This is a genomic window from Bradyrhizobium embrapense, assembly GCF_001189235.2.
Lineage (GTDB): Bacteria > Pseudomonadota > Alphaproteobacteria > Rhizobiales > Xanthobacteraceae > Bradyrhizobium > Bradyrhizobium embrapense.
On record NZ_LFIP02000001.1, the window covers coordinates 768,221 to 783,440 of the forward strand.

General features: G+C 65.6%; 14 protein-coding genes. 2 read left to right on the forward strand and 12 right to left on the reverse strand.

Annotated elements, in window-relative coordinates:
* Positions 1-112 precede the first annotated feature (112 nt).
* Together AKN83_RS03965 and AKN83_RS03970 are read right to left on the reverse strand one after the other, a co-directional pair.
* Entirely contained in the window at positions 113-1,672 is a 1,560-nt protein-coding gene (locus AKN83_RS03965) for an acyl-CoA carboxylase subunit beta (RefSeq protein WP_050402147.1), read from the reverse strand.
* Positions 1,602-2,576: an IclR family transcriptional regulator gene (locus AKN83_RS03970; RefSeq protein WP_050402148.1), complete on the reverse strand. Its 975-nt coding sequence runs from the start codon at positions 2,574-2,576 to the stop codon at positions 1,602-1,604. The genes AKN83_RS03965 and AKN83_RS03970 overlap by 71 nt, the downstream gene beginning before the upstream one ends.
* A 130-nt stretch (positions 2,577-2,706) precedes the next feature.
* Between AKN83_RS03970 and AKN83_RS03975 the strand changes: the two genes are divergently transcribed.
* Entirely contained in the window at positions 2,707-2,928 is a 222-nt protein-coding gene (locus AKN83_RS03975) for an acyl-CoA carboxylase biotin carboxyl carrier protein subunit (protein ID WP_050402149.1), read from the forward strand.
* Between the two features lie 282 nt (positions 2,929-3,210).
* Entirely contained in the window at positions 3,211-5,070 is a 1,860-nt protein-coding gene (gene glsA, locus AKN83_RS03980; protein ID WP_050402150.1) for a glutaminase A, read from the forward strand.
* 217 nt (positions 5,071-5,287) lie between these two features.
* On the opposite strand, the gene AKN83_RS03985 is transcribed toward glsA, so the two are convergent.
* From AKN83_RS03985 to AKN83_RS04030, 10 genes are all read right to left on the reverse strand, one after another.
* Positions 5,288-5,815: a carboxymuconolactone decarboxylase family protein gene (locus tag AKN83_RS03985; RefSeq protein ID WP_050402151.1), complete on the reverse strand. Its 528-nt coding sequence runs from the start codon at positions 5,813-5,815 to the stop codon at positions 5,288-5,290.
* A gap of 420 nt (positions 5,816-6,235) precedes the next feature.
* Positions 6,236-6,595 carry a Zn-ribbon domain-containing OB-fold protein gene (locus AKN83_RS03990; RefSeq protein WP_050402152.1) on the reverse strand — a complete coding sequence of 120 codons (360 nt, stop codon included), beginning with the start codon at positions 6,593-6,595 and terminating at the stop codon, positions 6,236-6,238.
* On the reverse strand, positions 6,592-7,728 hold the full coding sequence (locus tag AKN83_RS03995) for a thiolase family protein (protein WP_050402153.1): 1,137 nt from the start codon (positions 7,726-7,728) through the stop codon (positions 6,592-6,594). Before AKN83_RS03995 ends, AKN83_RS03990 begins: the two co-directional genes overlap by 4 nt.
* A 141-nt stretch (positions 7,729-7,869) precedes the next feature.
* On the reverse strand, positions 7,870-9,036 hold the full coding sequence (locus tag AKN83_RS04000) for an acyl-CoA dehydrogenase family protein (protein WP_063695176.1): 1,167 nt from the start codon (positions 9,034-9,036) through the stop codon (positions 7,870-7,872).
* An 11-nt stretch (positions 9,037-9,047) separates the two neighbouring features.
* Positions 9,048-10,247: a CaiB/BaiF CoA transferase family protein gene (locus AKN83_RS04005; protein ID WP_050404709.1), complete on the reverse strand. Its 1,200-nt coding sequence runs from the start codon at positions 10,245-10,247 to the stop codon at positions 9,048-9,050.
* A gap of 171 nt (positions 10,248-10,418) precedes the next feature.
* On the reverse strand, positions 10,419-10,619 hold the full coding sequence (locus tag AKN83_RS04010) for a hypothetical protein (RefSeq protein WP_050404710.1): 201 nt from the start codon (positions 10,617-10,619) through the stop codon (positions 10,419-10,421).
* 128 nt (positions 10,620-10,747) lie between these two features.
* Positions 10,748-12,280: a class I adenylate-forming enzyme family protein gene (locus AKN83_RS04015; RefSeq protein WP_050404711.1), complete on the reverse strand. Its 1,533-nt coding sequence runs from the start codon at positions 12,278-12,280 to the stop codon at positions 10,748-10,750.
* 1 nt (position 12,281) lies between these two features.
* Positions 12,282-13,454, reverse strand: a complete 1,173-nt coding sequence (locus tag AKN83_RS04020; protein WP_050404712.1) for an acetyl-CoA acetyltransferase — start codon at positions 13,452-13,454, stop codon at positions 12,282-12,284.
* A gap of 137 nt (positions 13,455-13,591) precedes the next feature.
* Entirely contained in the window at positions 13,592-14,242 is a 651-nt protein-coding gene (gene eda / locus AKN83_RS04025; RefSeq protein WP_050404713.1) for a bifunctional 4-hydroxy-2-oxoglutarate aldolase/2-dehydro-3-deoxy-phosphogluconate aldolase, read from the reverse strand.
* Positions 14,239-15,195, reverse strand: coding sequence for a sugar kinase (locus tag AKN83_RS04030; protein ID WP_050404714.1), 957 nt, complete (start codon positions 15,193-15,195; stop codon positions 14,239-14,241). Before AKN83_RS04030 ends, eda begins: the two co-directional genes overlap by 4 nt.
* Positions 15,196-15,220: the final 25 nt, after the last annotated feature.

Below are 15,220 nucleotides of genomic sequence, written 5' to 3' on the forward strand. Positions count from 1 at the left end.
CCGACTGCTCCTTCACCGTCATTGCGAGCGAAGCGAAGCAATCCATATCTCCGCTTGTGGAAGCGTGGATTGCTTCGTCGCTGTCGCTCCTCGCAATGACGGCGTGAAAGCCCTACGGCCGCGTCGACATGTTGCTCGGCGGACCGGCCTTGCGGATCGGTTCGGCGAGTCGCGCGAACTCGCAGAGCAGCGAGCGCGTCTTGCGCGGGTCAATCACCTCCTCGACCCAGAATTTCTCGGCCGAGCGGAACGGCGAGCGCAGCTTGTTGAGGCGGTCCTCGATCTCGCGCAGCTTGGCGGCGGGATCGGCCGCCGCATCGATCTCGGCGCGATAGGCGGCCTCGATGCCGCCCTCGAGCGGCAGCGAGCCCCAATACGCCGACGGCCATGCATAGCGCATCGAAAACCGGTTGGCCGGCTGATGCACCACACCGGCGACACCGAAAGCGTTGCGGACGATGATCGTGCACCACGGTACCGTGCTCTGGTTGACGGCAGCCATCGCCCGCACGCCGTGGCGGATGGTCGCCGACTTCTCCGCCTCGAGCCCGATCATGAAGCCGGGGCAGTCCATCAGGTAGACCACCGGCAGATGGAAGGTCTCGGCGAAATCGACCCAGCGCACCACCTTCTGGCAGGCGTCCGCGGTCCACGAGCCGCCATAGTGGAAGGGATCGCTGGCGAGCAGCAGCACCGCCCGGCCCTCGATCCGCGCCAGGCCGGTGATCACCGGCCGGCCGAAATTGCCGGCGACCTCGAAGAACGAGCCCTTGTCGACCACCGCATCGATGATCGGCCGCATCTTGTAGACCTGCTTGCGATTGCGCGGCACGGCCTTCAGCAGCGATTCCTCGGCGCGCTCCGGATCGTCGGTGCAGGAAATGGTCGGCGGCAGATCGTAGACCGAGGACGGCAGGTAGGACAGGAAGCGCCGCGCGTAGTCGAACGCCTCCTCCTCGGTCTCGACCGCCTGGTCGATCGCGCCGGCGCGGGTCTGGATGTCGGCGCCACCGAGTTCCTGCTTGGTCAGGTCCTGCCCCAGCCGCTTCACCACCGGCGGGCCGGCGACGAACATCGCGGAGCTCTTGGTCATGATCGAGTAATGCGTGGCCGCCAGCCGCGCCGCGCCGAGACCTGCGACGGAGCCGAGCCCGAGGCCAACCACGGGCACGCGCGCCAGGTTGGCGGTCGTGTACCAGTACCAGCGCGTGCCGCCGACACCGCCGGGCAGATTGGCCGCGCCCCGGGTCTCGATCGTCTTCACCGAGCCGCCGCCGCCGGAGCCCTCGATCACGCGGATGATCGGCAGGCGGAAGTCATGCGCCATCTCCTCCGCCATCAGCGGCTTGGCGGAAATCGACGCATCGGCCGAGCCGCCGCGCACGGTGAAATCGTCGCCGACCACGACGACGGTGCGGCCGTCGACCCGGGCGCGCCCGAACACGCAGTTCGCCGGCGTCAGATGCTTGAGCTCGTTGCTCTCGTCGTATTCTGCGATGCCGGAGATGGCACCGACCTCGTGGAAGCTGCTCTGGTCCACGAGCTTGTCGATGCGCTCACGAACCGTGAGCCGGCCCTGGTCGCGTTGCCGCTTGACCTTGTCAACGCCTCCCATCTCCCGCGCGAACGCTTCGCGCCGGGCGAGGTCGTCGAGTTCCGGCTTCCAGTTCATTCATTGCCTCCGTCTTGATGATTTTGTTGTTGTTGTGGGTGGCCACCGGAAGCGACTTGCGTTCAATCCGATTGCTGAAGATGTCGCCGTCGGCGCCCTCGAGCAGGCTGCCGAGTGCGGCAGCGAGCTCAACCATCAGCGGCGCGACCTCGCGGTGCAGCCGCGGCTCGTCATACATCGCCGACAGCAGGCCGATCGTGGTGACCACATAGGTCTGATATTGCGGTGACCACAGCGGCACCGCGACGCCGTTGATGTGCGGGCTCCACAGGCCGCAGGCGACGACGTAGCCGTGCTCTTGCAGATGACGGCGGTTGGCCGCGATGCGCGGCGTCAGCATCTTGGCGCTCTCCGGCAGCTCGCCTTCCATCTCCGCGATCAGCGCGTCACCGATCGCAGGATCGAGGGCTGCGGTATAGGCGTGGCCGGCAGCGGTGGTCGCCATCGAGATGCGGCTGCCGGTGGCCTCATGCAGGCCGAGCGCGTTCGCCGCGCGGGCGAACTCCAGATAGACCAGATGGAAGCGATCGGGGATCACGAAGCCCACGGTGCCGGGCAACTGGTCGGCGACGTCCTGCAGGCGCTGCCGGATCAGGTTGCGCAGCTGCAGCCCCTTCATCATCGAGGTGCTCATCGCGACCGCGCTCGGGCCGATCCGATACTTCTGATCGCGCGGCAGATAGACGAGCTGCCCCATCCGCGTCAGCGTATGCGTCAGGCGCGACACCGTCGATCGCGGCAGGCCGCAGCGGTTCGAGATTTCGAGATTGCCAAGCCGGGCTTCGTGCCCTTCGAAGCATCGCAACACATCAAACGCGCGCGACACCACCTGGATGACATCGCCATCGCCAGTCTCGCTGGCGAGCATTCCCTGCCGGCTAAGCCGTTCCGAGCGCCGTCCCATTTGCTTTGGCTCCATTCCGTCTTGCGGAATAAAATTCCACTTGCAGATGAAGCTACCTCAGGCAATCTGCTGCCACAACAAAAAGCCGTTCGCCGGATGAAATTTCCGCAAGACGGTATCGGAGAGTGGAATGCCAGAGATCAAGGTTGTGACCGAAGTTGCCGGCCGCGTTTGCGCGCTTCCCGTTGAGGCCGGCAGCAGCATCGGCGATGGCGACGAGATCGCGTTCGTCGAAGCGATGAAGATGGAGATCCCGGTCACATCGACGGCAGCAGGCAAAATCAAGTCGATTCTGGTCAGGATTGACGACGTCATCGCCGAAGGCCAGGCCGTCGCTATCGTCGAGACCTAGCGCGGCCGTCGAGCCGCTCGGCGCGAACCAAATTCCCCGACGTCACGTGATCGGCGGTGGTTTCCTTTGGGAGTCGCACGGCGTCGCACGCTGTTTCGCTTTCGAAACATTCTCGACCCGAAAGTTTCGCATGGCGATACAAACGCCGAGCAACCGCTCGTTTTGTAAACATCTGTTCGAAAACCGGCAGCCGCCGGTTCGCGCCTGCTCGGCTCATCACCTAGCTGATCTCGATGCGTGCTCGGTTGCGCGCGCCCTGATTGCGTTGCACAACAGGAGGCGATGAAACGATCGCCTCCTCCCGTCACCGCCAGCACCGTCAACTGGGCCCGCTCGCAGCCGCCGCTGCTGCGGTTTCTGCACAGATGTTACGCAGACTTCCTGCCGGAGGTTGCCGGCGCGGTGGCCGACTACATCCCCGAGCTAGGCAAAGCCGACCCTGCACATTTTGGCATCAGCCTGGCGACGCTCGACGGCCACGTCTATGAGGTCGGCGACACCAGGGTGCCGTTCACCATCCAGTCGATGTCAAAGCCGTTCGTGTTCGCGCTGGCGCTGGACACGCTGGGCGCCGAGCGGGTGGAAAGCGTGATCGGCGTCGAGCCGTCGGGCGATCCGTTCAACTCGATCCGGCTCAATGCCGACAATCACCCGTTCAATGCGATGGTCAACGCCGGCGCGATCGCCTGCTCCGGCCTGCTCCATGCCGACAAGGGCGACGGCGCATTCGACTACATCCGCCACGCGCTCGGCCGCTTCGCCGGCCGCGAGCTCGACGTCGACGAGGCGGTCTACGCCTCCGAGAGCGCGACCGGCGACCGCAACCGGGCGATCGGCTATCTCTTGCGCACCAACAGTGTGATCACCGAGAACGTGCCTGCGGTGCTCGACGTCTATTTCCGGCAATGCGCCATCCTCGTCACCGCGCGCGATACCGCTGTCATGGCGGCGACGTTGGCCAACCGCGGCATCAATCCCGTAACCGGGGAGCAGGTGGTGACGCCCTATGCGATCGCGCGCACGCTGTCGGTGATGACCTCGTCGGGCATGTACGACTTCGCCGGCGAGTGGATCTACCGCGTCGGCATCCCCGCGAAGAGCGGCGTCGGCGGCGGCATTCTGGCGGCGCTGCCGGCGCGGCTCGGGCTCGGCAGCTACTCTCCGAAGCTCGACAAGCACGGCAACAGCGTGCGCGGCATCAAGGTCTGCGAGGCGCTGTCGGCGCATTACGACCTGCACATGCTGAACCGCAGCGATGACGCCCGTCACAGTATCATCGCCGACTACAATATCGGCAAGAACCCGTCACGCCGCCTGCGCCGGCCGCAGGAGCAGGAGATCCTGGCAAAGCACTTCCAGGAGGTGCGTGTGATCGAACTGGTCGGCACGCTGTCGCTGTCCAATGTCGACTATGTCTCGCGCCGCCTCGCCGGCAGCCCGCGGCCGGAATTCGTGATCTTCGACCTGCGCCGCGTCACCGCGACGACGCGCGCCGGCGCAAGGCTGGTGGCGGAAGCCTTCCAGGAGCTGGCCGAGCTCGGCGTCACCGTGATCCTGTCCGGCATCAAGCGGACCTCGCGGGAATGGACGACGATCAGCGAGTGGACCAACCGGCTCGGCAATATCAGGGATTTCTATCTGCTCGATACCGCCATCGAATGGGCGGAGGACCAGATCGTCTACCGCTATGGCGGCTCGATCGACTTCCTCGAGACTACGGAGCTTGCCGAGCAGCCGCTGCTCGCCGGATTGAGCGAGGTTGAGATCGCCGACCTCGCCTCGCTCTGCGCGGTCAGGACCTACCAGCCGAACGAGAAGATCATCGCTACCGGCAATGAGGCGACCTCGCTGTTCTTCCTGCGCAGCGGCGTGGTCCATGTCACCCTGCCCGACGGCATCCGGCTCGCGACGCTGACTGCCGGCATGGCGTTCGGCGAGATGGCGCTGCTGGAGCCGAAGCGCTCGGCGGACGTGCTGGCCGACATGTCGGCGACCGCCTACGAGGTCGATATCCGGGATTTCGAACGCTTCCGCGACCATCACCCGCGCGCCGGCGAGCGGATCATGCGCAACCTCGCGCAGATCCTCGCCGAGCGGCTGATCGTGGCCAATGCCAAGGTCGATCTGCTGACGTCGGGATAGCCATAGCCTGCCCTCGCAGGGGCACCGGGCCAAAATATCGAAAACAACCCCATGCACAGTAGCCGGCGGCGGCCGGCGTGCGACATGGCCACTTGACACGTCGGGCAACTCAGCGATATTTTTCCATTATTCCGAAATAGTGCGAGCACCTCTCGGCTATGGCCCTATGCGGTAGCCCCGCCCATGGCAGAGCGAGGCAAGGAGTCGCGCGGCGAGCTCAGCTCACCACTTCGGCGACCGGCTGCATGTCGATCTCGAACGTCTCGAGGAACTTCGACGTCATGATGTAGAAGCCGACCGAGAGCTGCAGCTCGATCAGCGCGGCCGGCGTCAGCAGCGCCGCGATCGCCTTGAAGGTCGCATCCGTCGGCTTCTTCAGCTTGACGATCTCGTCGGTGAAGGCGAGCGCCGCACGCTGCACCTCGCTGAAGCAGGTGGCCTGCTGCCAGTTCTCCAGCGCGGCGTTCTGCTCGTCGGTGACGCCGACGTTCTTGCCGATGCGCTTGTGCGCGACGATCTCGTACGGCGCCTCGCAGAGAATGCCGGTGCGCGTGATCGCGAGCTCACGCACGACCGGATCGAGCTCGCCCTTGTGGCGGATCGCGCCGCCGAGCCGGCAGTACTGTTCGAAGTAGCTCGGCGAATGCGCCATCATGCGAAAGATATTGGCGTTGCGGTTCTTGTCGAGAATCTCGCGGGTGCGCGGGCTTGCCTTCGCGGGATCGGAGTAGTCGATACGGGCCATTTCCTAACCTTGATCTGCTATCGTTTCTGTCGGGTTCCGAAACAGTATCCGCCGGCCGTCGCATGAGCAACACGCGCGAGTCAAATTGCCGCCGCATTCAAAGACAACCCTGACACAGTCGATATTCGCCGAGTGGGGACTCATCAAAAGCGAATGCTCGACGCGGGGTGTTCCGAGTACAAAATCTGGCCGTCTTGCGCGCAATCCGCGCAACGATGAGTCACGCCCAGGTCTTAGGGGAAACGCATGAAGGAAGCCACAAGGAGGGCGGCCTCGGAAGCGCTTGCGCAAATGCTGGCGGTGACGGCGATGCTCGTCATCGCCAGCTTTGTGTTTTATTGGCGATAGTATCCGCAACTCGAGGGGCAGGAGCGAACCGGTTAAGCCTGGTCGCGCGTTCTGACCGGATCGTTCGGCCCCTCATTTCCCCTTTGCGAAATACGGAACCAGCCGTCCGGCGAACTGCGTGAAGCGCGCCAAAACCTTGTCGCCGATGGCGAGGTCGTTGTCGCCATGCGCCATCATGCGAAAGCCCTCCTCGGCGTCGACCAACACGATATTGTAGGGCACATGCGCCCTCGTCTCCGGCGTTGCGGCGCGGCAGACCAGCGACGTCGCATACACCGTCCCTGCCCCGCTCGCGCGATGCTCGGCAAGATCGGGCGAGCCACACGCCGCGCAAAAGCTGCGGTGGAAATACTGCCGGGCGCCGCAGGCCTTGCAGGTCTGATAGACGATGGCTTCCGCGCCCTTGGTCCAGTCGAGGATCGGTCCGCTCATCGCACGCGCTCCAGGAACATGCTGACATGGGAGGATAGCACGCCGCCGTCGCCGTGCAGCAGCGCCACCGAGGCGTCGCGCACCTGGCGATTTGCGGCGCGGCCGGTCATCTGCAGATGGGTTTCGACCAGATGCGCCATCGCGCCGCCGACGCCGCAATGGCCGTAGCTGAGCAGGCCGCCATGGGTGTTGAGCGGCATCTCGCCGTCCTGATTGAAATAGCCGGCGCGTACCCGCGCTGCCGCTTCGCCGCGCTTGGCGAGGCCGAGGTCTTCCAGCAGCATCGCGAGCGTGATCGTGAAGCTGTCGTAGACCGCGGCGTAGCGCACGTCCGAGATCGCGACACCAGACACTTCTTTCGCCTTCGCGATCGAAATCTCCGCGCCGAGTTCGCTCAACGCGGGCGCGGCGGTGACGTGCTGATGGGTATGCGCCTGGGCGCAGCCGCGGACGCGCACCCGCCGCTCGCCGGTCGGCTCGCGGCTGATCACGCAGGCCGCACCGCCATCCGAGACCGGACAGCAGTCGAGCAGCTTGAGCGGCATCGCCACCGGCTTCGAGGCCATCACGTCGGCAACCGTGATCGGCTCGTGGAATTGCGCGCCGGGATGCGTCAGCGCGTGCTTGCGCATCAGCACGGCGAACTCCGCAAGGTCTTCCTGAGTGAGCCCGTATTCGTGCATGTAGCGCGTCGCGACAAGGCCGTAATAGGCCGGGATGGTCGGACCGAGCGTCACCTCGTAGTCGGGATGGCCGACCTGGGCCAACGCCTGGATCGAGGCGTCGCGGCTCTGCCCGGTCAGCCGGTTCTCGCCGCCGACCACCAGCACGTGTTTCGCGACACCGGCGTCGACCAAGTGATGCGCCAGCATGGTCATCGCAAGCCCGGTGGCGCCGCCGACCTGCACGGCGTGAGCGTAGGACGGGCGGATGCCGAAGTGCTCGGCGAAAACCGTCGCCAGCATGATGTGCGGCGAGACGGTGGAATAGCCGCACAGGATGCCGTCGATGTCGGCCCGCTTCAGCCCGGCATCCGAGATCGCAAGCTCGGCCGCCTTGCTCATCAGGTCGAGCGAGGAGAGACCTTCATGCCTGCCGTAGGAGGTGAGGCCGACGCCGGTGACGAAGCTCATGCTGTTAACTCCTCGTCATTCCGGGGCGCGCGAAGCGCGAGCCCGGAATCCATTCCTCCGCCTGCGCATGCCGCCCGATGGATTCCGGGCCCGCGCTACGCGCGTCCCGGAATGACGAGTGGAAATACCTGTCGCCTACCATCAATACGACTTCGGAAGGCCGAGCACCTTCTCGCCGATGAAGCTCAAGATGAGTTGCGGGCTGATCGGCGCGATGCGCGGGATCAGCGATTCCCGCAAACAGCGCTCGACATGATATTCCTTGGCATAGCCGAAGCCGCCATGGGTCATCACCGCCTGCTCGCAGGCGTGGAAGCCGGCTTCCGCCGCGAGATACTTTGCCGCGTTCGCGGCCGGGCCGCAGGGCAGGTTCTGGTCGTATTGCCAGCCGGCGCGCAGCACCATCAGCCAGGCGGCCTCCAGCTCCATCCAGCACTTCGCCAGCGGATGCTGGATCGCTTGGTTCATGCCGATCGGTCGGTTGAACACGATGCGGCCCTTGGCGTAGTCCGACGCCCGCTTCAGCGCGATCTGGCCGAGGCCGACCGCTTCGGCCGCGATCAGGATGCGCTCGGGGTTCATGCCGTGCAGGATGTATTCGAAGCCGCGCCCCTCCTCGCCGATGCGGTCCTCGACCGGTATCTCGAAATTCTCGAAGAACAGCTCGTTGGAGTCGACGGGCTTGCGGCCCATCTTCTCGATCTCGTGCACGGTGACGCGCTTGCGGTCGAAGTCGGTGTAGAACAGGCTGAGGCCGTGGGTCGGGCTCTTCACCTCCTCCAGCGGCGTGGTGCGCGCGAGCAGCAGGATCTTGTTGGCGACCTGCGCGGTCGAGATCCACACCTTCTGGCCGTTGACGATGTATTTGTCGCCCTGGCGCACCGCGCGGGTCTTGAGCTGCGTGGTGTTGAGGCCGGTGTTGGGCTCGGTGACCGCAAAGCAGGACTTGTCGCGGCCGTCGATGATCGGCGGCAGCATGCGCTGGCACTGCTCCCTGGTGCCGAACACGACAACCGGATTGAGCCCGAACACGTTCATGTGCACTGCCGATGCACCCGACATGCCGGCGCCGGATTCGGAGATCGTGCGCATCATGATCGCGGCATCGGTGATGCCGAGCCCGGAGCCGCCATATTCCTCGGGGATGCAGATGCCGAGCCAGCCGGCATCGGCCAGCGCGCGGTGGAAGTCGGCCGGATAGCCGCCCTCCTTGTCCTTCTTCAGCCAATAGGCTTCGTCGAAGCGCGAGCAGATTTTTGCGACGGCGTCGCGGATCGATTCCTGGTTGGCGGAGAGTGCGAAATCCATCTGTCGGGCTCCTATGCCTTCACCGCTTTGGCCGCGCCGTCGCGCAGCATCGCCGCAATCTCGTCGGTCGAGAAACCTGCCTCGCGCAAGATCTCCGCGCTGTGCTCGCCAAGTCTGGGCGCCAGCCGGCTCGGCTCGACCTTGGTTTCCGACCAGCGCGCCGATGGCGTCATGCTGCGGATACGGCCCTCGGTCGGGTGGTCGACCACCGGGAAAACGCCGGTCGCGACCATGTGCGGGTCCTCCAGCAGGCTCTCCAGATCATGCATCGGCATTACGGGCACGTCGGCCTTCTCGAGAATCTCGTTCCACTCGGCCGTGGTCTTGGTCTGCAGGATGCGCGCGAGCTCGGCGTAGACGACGTCGATGTTGGTGGCGCGGCCGGCGAAGGTCGCGAATTTCGGATCGCTGCGCAGATCGTCGCGGCCGGTCGCCTTGAAGAAATTCTCCCACTGCTTGTCGTTGTAGACGATCACGCAGATATAGCCGTCCAAGGTCTTGTACGGCCGGCGGTCCGGCGACAGGTGGCGGGCGTAGCCGCCCTTGTCGAGCGGTGGATCGTAGGTCAGGCCGCCCATGTGGTCGCCCATCACGAAGCCGGCCATGGTCTCGAACATCGGAATGTCGACGCGCTGGCCCTGCCCGGTGCGATTGCGATGCACGAGGCTGGCGCAGATCGCGCCGACTGCGGTGAGGCCGACGATGCGATCGACCAGCGCATTCGGCACGTAGCGCGGCACGCCGTCCGAGGTCTGCGCCATCAGCGCCGGCAGCGCGGTGGCGCCCTGGATCAGATCGTCATAGGCGGGCTTGGCTGCATATGGTCCCTCCTGGCCGAAGCCGAACACGCCGGCATAGATCAGCTTTGGGTTGACCTTGGCGACTACGTCGTAGCCGAGTTGCAGGCGCGCCATCGCCTGCGGGCGCACGTTGTAGACCAGCACGTCGGCCTGCGCGATCAGCCGCAGCACGGCCTCGCGCCCCGCCGGCTTCTTCAGATCGAGGCAGACCGAACGTTTGCTGCGGTTGGTGTTGAGGAACACCGGCCCCATGCCTGGATGCCGCGTCGGACCGATCTGCCGCGTCACGTCGCCGTCAGGCGATTCCACCTTGATGACGTCGGCGCCGTAATCGCCGAGCATCTGGGTGGCATAGGGCCCCATCAGCACGGTCGTCATGTCGACGACCTTGATACCCTGCAGTGGTCCCATCGTGCTGTTCGCTCCCGGATGTTCTGGATTGAATCCTAGTAGCGGGAGGTCTTTGCCGAGATCAAGCTGCGCGGGGCGTATGGGCGTATGCGCGGCAGCGGCCGGATCGTTTCCGCGCGGCGGAACGCAGGGCAGACGAGACGAAGTGCGCCACCGCCGGCTCGCTGCCGGCTACTGCCCGGTCATTGCCTCGCGCGCCTTCAGGAGCCTTTCCAGTTCCGCGTTCTGCTGCTCGAGCCGCTCAGCGATGCGCTCCTCGACTTCGGCGCCGGCAGCGCCTGCGGCCTGCTCGATCAGCTGCCTGATATTGTCCCGGAGTATCGCGATGCGATCGTTCACTTCCGACAGCGACAGGGACGTCTCGATACCCATGGTCCGTTCTCCCGGTGACAGGCGCAAGCAGCTTAGCGCGGCAGGAGGCCGCAGCCTATCCCTTTGCAGATTCCTCGGCCGATCCCTTTGGCCGATCTTTGGGCCGATCCTTGGGCCGATCCTTGGCCCTATCCTTGGGCCATCATCTCCCGCAACGCAGTCTTCAGCACCTTGCCGTAATTGTTCTTCGGCAGGGCATCGAGATAGACATAGCGTTTCGGCCGCTTGAAGCGGGCGATCGAGGCGAGGCAATGCGCGTCGAGCCTGCCGTCGTCGGCGCTGGCGCCGTCCGCGAGCACGACGCAGGCGACGACGATCTCGCCCCATTCCGGATCCGGCACACCGATCGCCGAGACCTCGCGGACGTCAGGATGCGTCAGCAGCGCTTCCTCGACCTCGCGCGGATAGATGTTGGTGCCGCCGGAGATGATCACGTCCTTGGAACGGTCGGACAGCGTCAGGAAGCCGTCGGCATCGAGCCGGCCGATATCGCCGGTGCGCAGCCAGCCGTCCTTCAGCGTCTCGGCGTTGGCTTTCGGATTGTTCCAGTAGCCGAGCATCACGGTCAGGCCCTTGACCTCGATCTCGCCGGTCTCGCCCGCGGGCAGTGGCTTGCCGTCCTTGCCGGTGATGCGCACGGTGACGACGCTCTGTGCGGTCCCGACCGAGGCCAGCCGCTCGAGATAGCGCGGATGATCGCTCGCGCGGTGCCAGTCGCGCGACAGCGCCGTGATCGTCATCGGCGACTCGCCCTGGCCGTAGATCTGCACGAAGCGCTGGCCCATCGTCGCCATCGCATCGATGATGTCGGCCGTGTACATCGGCCCGCCGCCATAGATGATGGTGCGCAGCCCCTCGCCGTTCTCGCCGCGCTTCCTGGCGGCATCGACCAGGCGGCGCACCATGGTTGGCGCCGCGAACATCACGACATTGTCGAGCTGGCGGCCGAGGTTGAGCACCTCGTCCGGATCGAAACCGCCGGACGCGGGAACGACGTGGCGTCCGCCCATCCGGACATGCGGGAAATTGTAGAGGCCCGCGCCATGCGAGATCGGCGCCGCATAGAGCGAGGAATCATTCGGCGTCGCCGGATCGACGTCGGCGAGATAGCACAGCGACATCGCAAGCAGATTGCCGTGGCTGAGCATCACGCCCTTGGGACGGCCGGTGGTGCCGGAGGTGTAGAACAGCCAGGCGAGATCATTGGTTTCGCGCGGCAGCGGCGCAGGTGCCCCCTCGCCGCTTCGCATCGCCTTGTAGGCGTCGCTGTCGACCGACAGCATGGTCATGCCGGCGGGACAATCGTCCTTCGCCTCAAGCAGCGCGCCGAGCGTGTCATCGGATACGAAAGCCAGTTTGGCGCCGCCATTGCCGCAGATCCACGCCGCCTCGCGGCCGTGCAGCTTGGCGTTGATCGGGATCGCCGCGGCGCCGATCCACCAGATGCCATAGAGGCATTCGAGATATTGCGTGCAGTTCGATGCAAACAGCGCGATGCGGTCGCCGGCGGCAATGCCGTGATCGCGCGCCAGCGCCGCCCCGATCGAGGCGGCGCGGCGGGCAAAGGTTGCGTAGTCGGCGTCGAGGTCGAAGCCGGTCAGCAGCGCCGGCGCGTCGGGACGTGCCCGCGCCGTCGCCGCCAGCCATTCGGCAATGTTCAAGCTACTTCGCCGGCTCGAGGATCGAGACGTAGTTGGCGACGGCGGCGCCGCCCATGTTGAAGATGCCACCGATCTGCGGGTTCTTGAGCTGCATGCCTTCGGGGGCTTGCCCGGCGAGCTGCATCGCACTCATCACATGCATCGAGACTCCGGTGGCGCCGATCGGATGGCCCTTGGCCTTGAGGCCGCCGGACGGATTGACCGGCAGCTTGCCGTCCTTCTGGGTCCAGCCCTCCTTGATCGCGCGCGCCCCCTGGCCCTTCGGCGTCAGGCCCATCGCTTCATATTCGATCAGCTCGGCGACCGTGAAGCAGTCGTGGGTCTCGACAAAGGACAGATCGGAGAGCTGCAGGCCGGCCTTCTGCAGCGCGCGCTGCCAGGCGACGGTGCAGCCTTCGAACTGCAGGATGTCGCGCTTCGACATCGGCAGGAAATCCTGCGCATGGGCGGTGGCGCGGATGTGCACGGCCTTGCCCATGGTCTTGGCGGTCTCGGCATCGGTCAGCACCAGCGCGGCAGCGCCGTCGGAGACCAGCGAGCAGTCGGTGCGCTTCAGGGGACCGGCGACGAACGGGTTCTTGTCGCTCTCGGCGCGGCAGAACTCGAAGCCGAAATCCTTGCGCATCTGCGCGTAGGGGTTGGCGACGCCGTTCTTGTGGTTCTTGGCGGCGATCATCGCCAGCGCATCCGACTGGTCGCCGTATTTCTGGAAATAGGCCTGCGCGATCTTGCCGAACACGCCGGCGAAGCCGCCGACCGTGTCGCCGTCCTCGGGCAGATACGACGCCTTCAGCAGGTTCTTGCCGATCTCCGGGCCCGGCGTCTTGGTCATCTGCTCGACGCCGACCACCAGCACGATCTTGGCGGCGCCGGCTTCGATGGCGCGGATGCCCTGATGCACAGCGGCCGAGCCGGTCGCGCAGGCATTCTCGACGCGGGTGGTCGGCTTGAAGCGTAGCGCCGGATTGGCCTGCAGCACCAGCGAGGCCGTGAAATCCTGCGGCGAGAAGCCGGCGTTGAAATGGCCGAGCATGATCTCGTCGACGTCGGATGCGGCAACGCCGGCATCGGCGAGCGCCTCGTTGGCGACCTTGACGACGAGGCCTTCGACGGTCTCCGCGTCGAATTTTCCGAATGGCGTGTGCGCCCAACCCACGATGCTGGCTGCCGTCATGGCCGTATCTCCCTGTTCCTGTTCAGGCAGTTATGTAGCGTATCTCGATGGCGTTTTCGAGCGAAGTGGATACCGGATCGCGTAAAGAAAACGCGTCAAAACAGAATCTAGAACCCCGTTCCTGTCGGAACGGAGTCCTAGCCGGCTTTCAGCGTTTTCATCGCCTTCGCGCACATGGCGGTTATGCCGGCCCAGTTGCCGGCGCGGATGTCCGAGGGCGGACAGAGCCAGGAACCACCGACCGCCAGCACGTTGGGCTCGGCAAGCCAGGTCGCCGCATTCGCCTCGCCAATCCCGCCGGTCGGGCAGACCCTGACGTGCGGGAATGGACCGGCCAGGGCTCGCAGTGCCTTGATACCGCCGGCCTGCTCGGCGGGGAAGAATTTGACGACGTCGAAGCCGTGCGCCAGTGCCTGCATCAGATCGGAGGCGGTCGCGATTCCCGGCGCGAAGGGTAGCCGGCTGGCTGCGACCGCCTTCAGCAACTCGGGCGTCGCGCCCGGGCTGATGCCGAATTTGGCGCCGAGCGCCTCGGCACGCGCCAGATCGTCGGCGTTGAGGATGGTGCCGATCCCGACCACCGCATCGGGCACCTCTGATATGATGGCCTTGGCCGCATCGACCGCGACCGCCGTCCGCAACGTCACCTCGAGCGTCCGCACGCCGCCCGCGACCAGCGCCCTCGCGAGCGGGACCGCGTCCTCAAGCCGCTCGATGGTCAGCACCGGGATCACGGTGGCCTGGCGGATCAGCTCGGCGATCCGGTCCTGCTTCGATGTGGTCGTCATTGCGAGGCCTTGCGGGCTGCTGGAGGACGAGACGCCTTTTTCGGCGGCATTGCGTAGCGTGGAATGATCGCACCGGGATAGCACACCACGACACCGGCAAGACGATGGCCGGCGCGCGCCGCCTGCTCGGGTTCGGCGCCACCGAGCCGCGCGGCGAGATAGGCTGCGGCAAAACTGTCACCGGCCGCCGTGGTATCCACGACCGGCTGGGTCAGCGGCTCCGCCCGCACCTCGCGCGTTCCGCCGGCCGAGCGCACGATGCAGGCAGGCTCCGCAAGTTTCAGCACCACCTCCGGGCTGGTGATGCCGGCGAGCAGCGCCGTGTTGCTCTCGCCGGGATAGAGCGGCGCCAGATCCTCGGTCGAGGCCAGCACGATATCGGCGGTCTCGAAGGCGCTGCTGAAGACTTTTCGCGCAACGTTCAGGTCCGGCCAGCCGCGGGCGCGGAAATTGGTGTCGAACGCAAAGCGCGTGCCGAGCAGCCGCGCCCGCTTCAGCGCCGCCATCAGCCGCTCCCGCCCATCCTCGCGCAGGACCGAAAGCGTGATCGCCGATTGATAGACGAGGTCGTAGGTCGCGAGCGAGTTCAGGAGGTCGGCCGTCTCGGGCAGATCCATCAGCTCGCGGGCGGCGGCGCTGTCGCGCCAGTGGAAGAACCGCCGCTCGCCTTTGTCGTCGGTCTGGATCAGATAGAGCCCGGGCAGCTTGCCGGCCAATCGCGCGACATGCTTGGTGCCGATGCCTTCGCTCGCCCAACCCGCGATCATCTCATCGCTCAGCACATCATCGCCGAGGGCCGTGATATAATCGATATGGACGCCCAGACGGGCCAGATAGACGGCGGTGTTGAGGGTGTCGCCGCCATAGGCGCGCGAGTACAGGCCGCCGGGCTGGCCGCCCGGAGCCTGGCGCAACTCGATCATGCATTCGCCGATGCTGGCGACCCTCGTCATGCCAAGACCCGCGTGCCTGAGCCGA

Excerpts from the sequence above, each read along its gene's own strand:
- AKN83_RS04005 (WP_050404709.1), bottom strand. The coding sequence starts at position 10,247 with ATGGGACCACTGCAGGGTATCAAGGTCGTCGACATGACGACCGTGCTG.
- AKN83_RS03965 (WP_050402147.1), bottom strand. The coding sequence starts at position 1,672 with ATGAACTGGAAGCCGGAACTCGACGACCTCGCCCGGCGCGAAGCGTTC.
- AKN83_RS03985 (WP_050402151.1), bottom strand. The coding sequence starts at position 5,815 with ATGGCCCGTATCGACTACTCCGATCCCGCGAAGGCAAGCCCGCGCACC.
- AKN83_RS03975 (WP_050402149.1), top strand. The coding sequence starts at position 2,707 with ATGCCAGAGATCAAGGTTGTGACCGAAGTTGCCGGCCGCGTTTGCGCG.
- AKN83_RS03970 (WP_050402148.1), bottom strand. The coding sequence starts at position 2,576 with ATGGGACGGCGCTCGGAACGGCTTAGCCGGCAGGGAATGCTCGCCAGC.
- AKN83_RS03995 (WP_050402153.1), bottom strand. The coding sequence starts at position 7,728 with ATGAGCTTCGTCACCGGCGTCGGCCTCACCTCCTACGGCAGGCATGAA.
- AKN83_RS03990 (WP_050402152.1), bottom strand. The coding sequence starts at position 6,595 with ATGAGCGGACCGATCCTCGACTGGACCAAGGGCGCGGAAGCCATCGTC.
- AKN83_RS04030 (WP_050404714.1), bottom strand. The coding sequence starts at position 15,195 with ATGACGAGGGTCGCCAGCATCGGCGAATGCATGATCGAGTTGCGCCAG.
- glsA (WP_050402150.1), top strand. The coding sequence starts at position 3,211 with ATGAAACGATCGCCTCCTCCCGTCACCGCCAGCACCGTCAACTGGGCC.
- AKN83_RS04010 (WP_050404710.1), bottom strand. The coding sequence starts at position 10,619 with ATGGGTATCGAGACGTCCCTGTCGCTGTCGGAAGTGAACGATCGCATC.
- eda (WP_050404713.1), bottom strand. The coding sequence starts at position 14,242 with ATGACGACCACATCGAAGCAGGACCGGATCGCCGAGCTGATCCGCCAG.
- AKN83_RS04020 (WP_050404712.1), bottom strand. The coding sequence starts at position 13,454 with ATGACGGCAGCCAGCATCGTGGGTTGGGCGCACACGCCATTCGGAAAA.
- AKN83_RS04000 (WP_063695176.1), bottom strand. The coding sequence starts at position 9,036 with ATGGATTTCGCACTCTCCGCCAACCAGGAATCGATCCGCGACGCCGTC.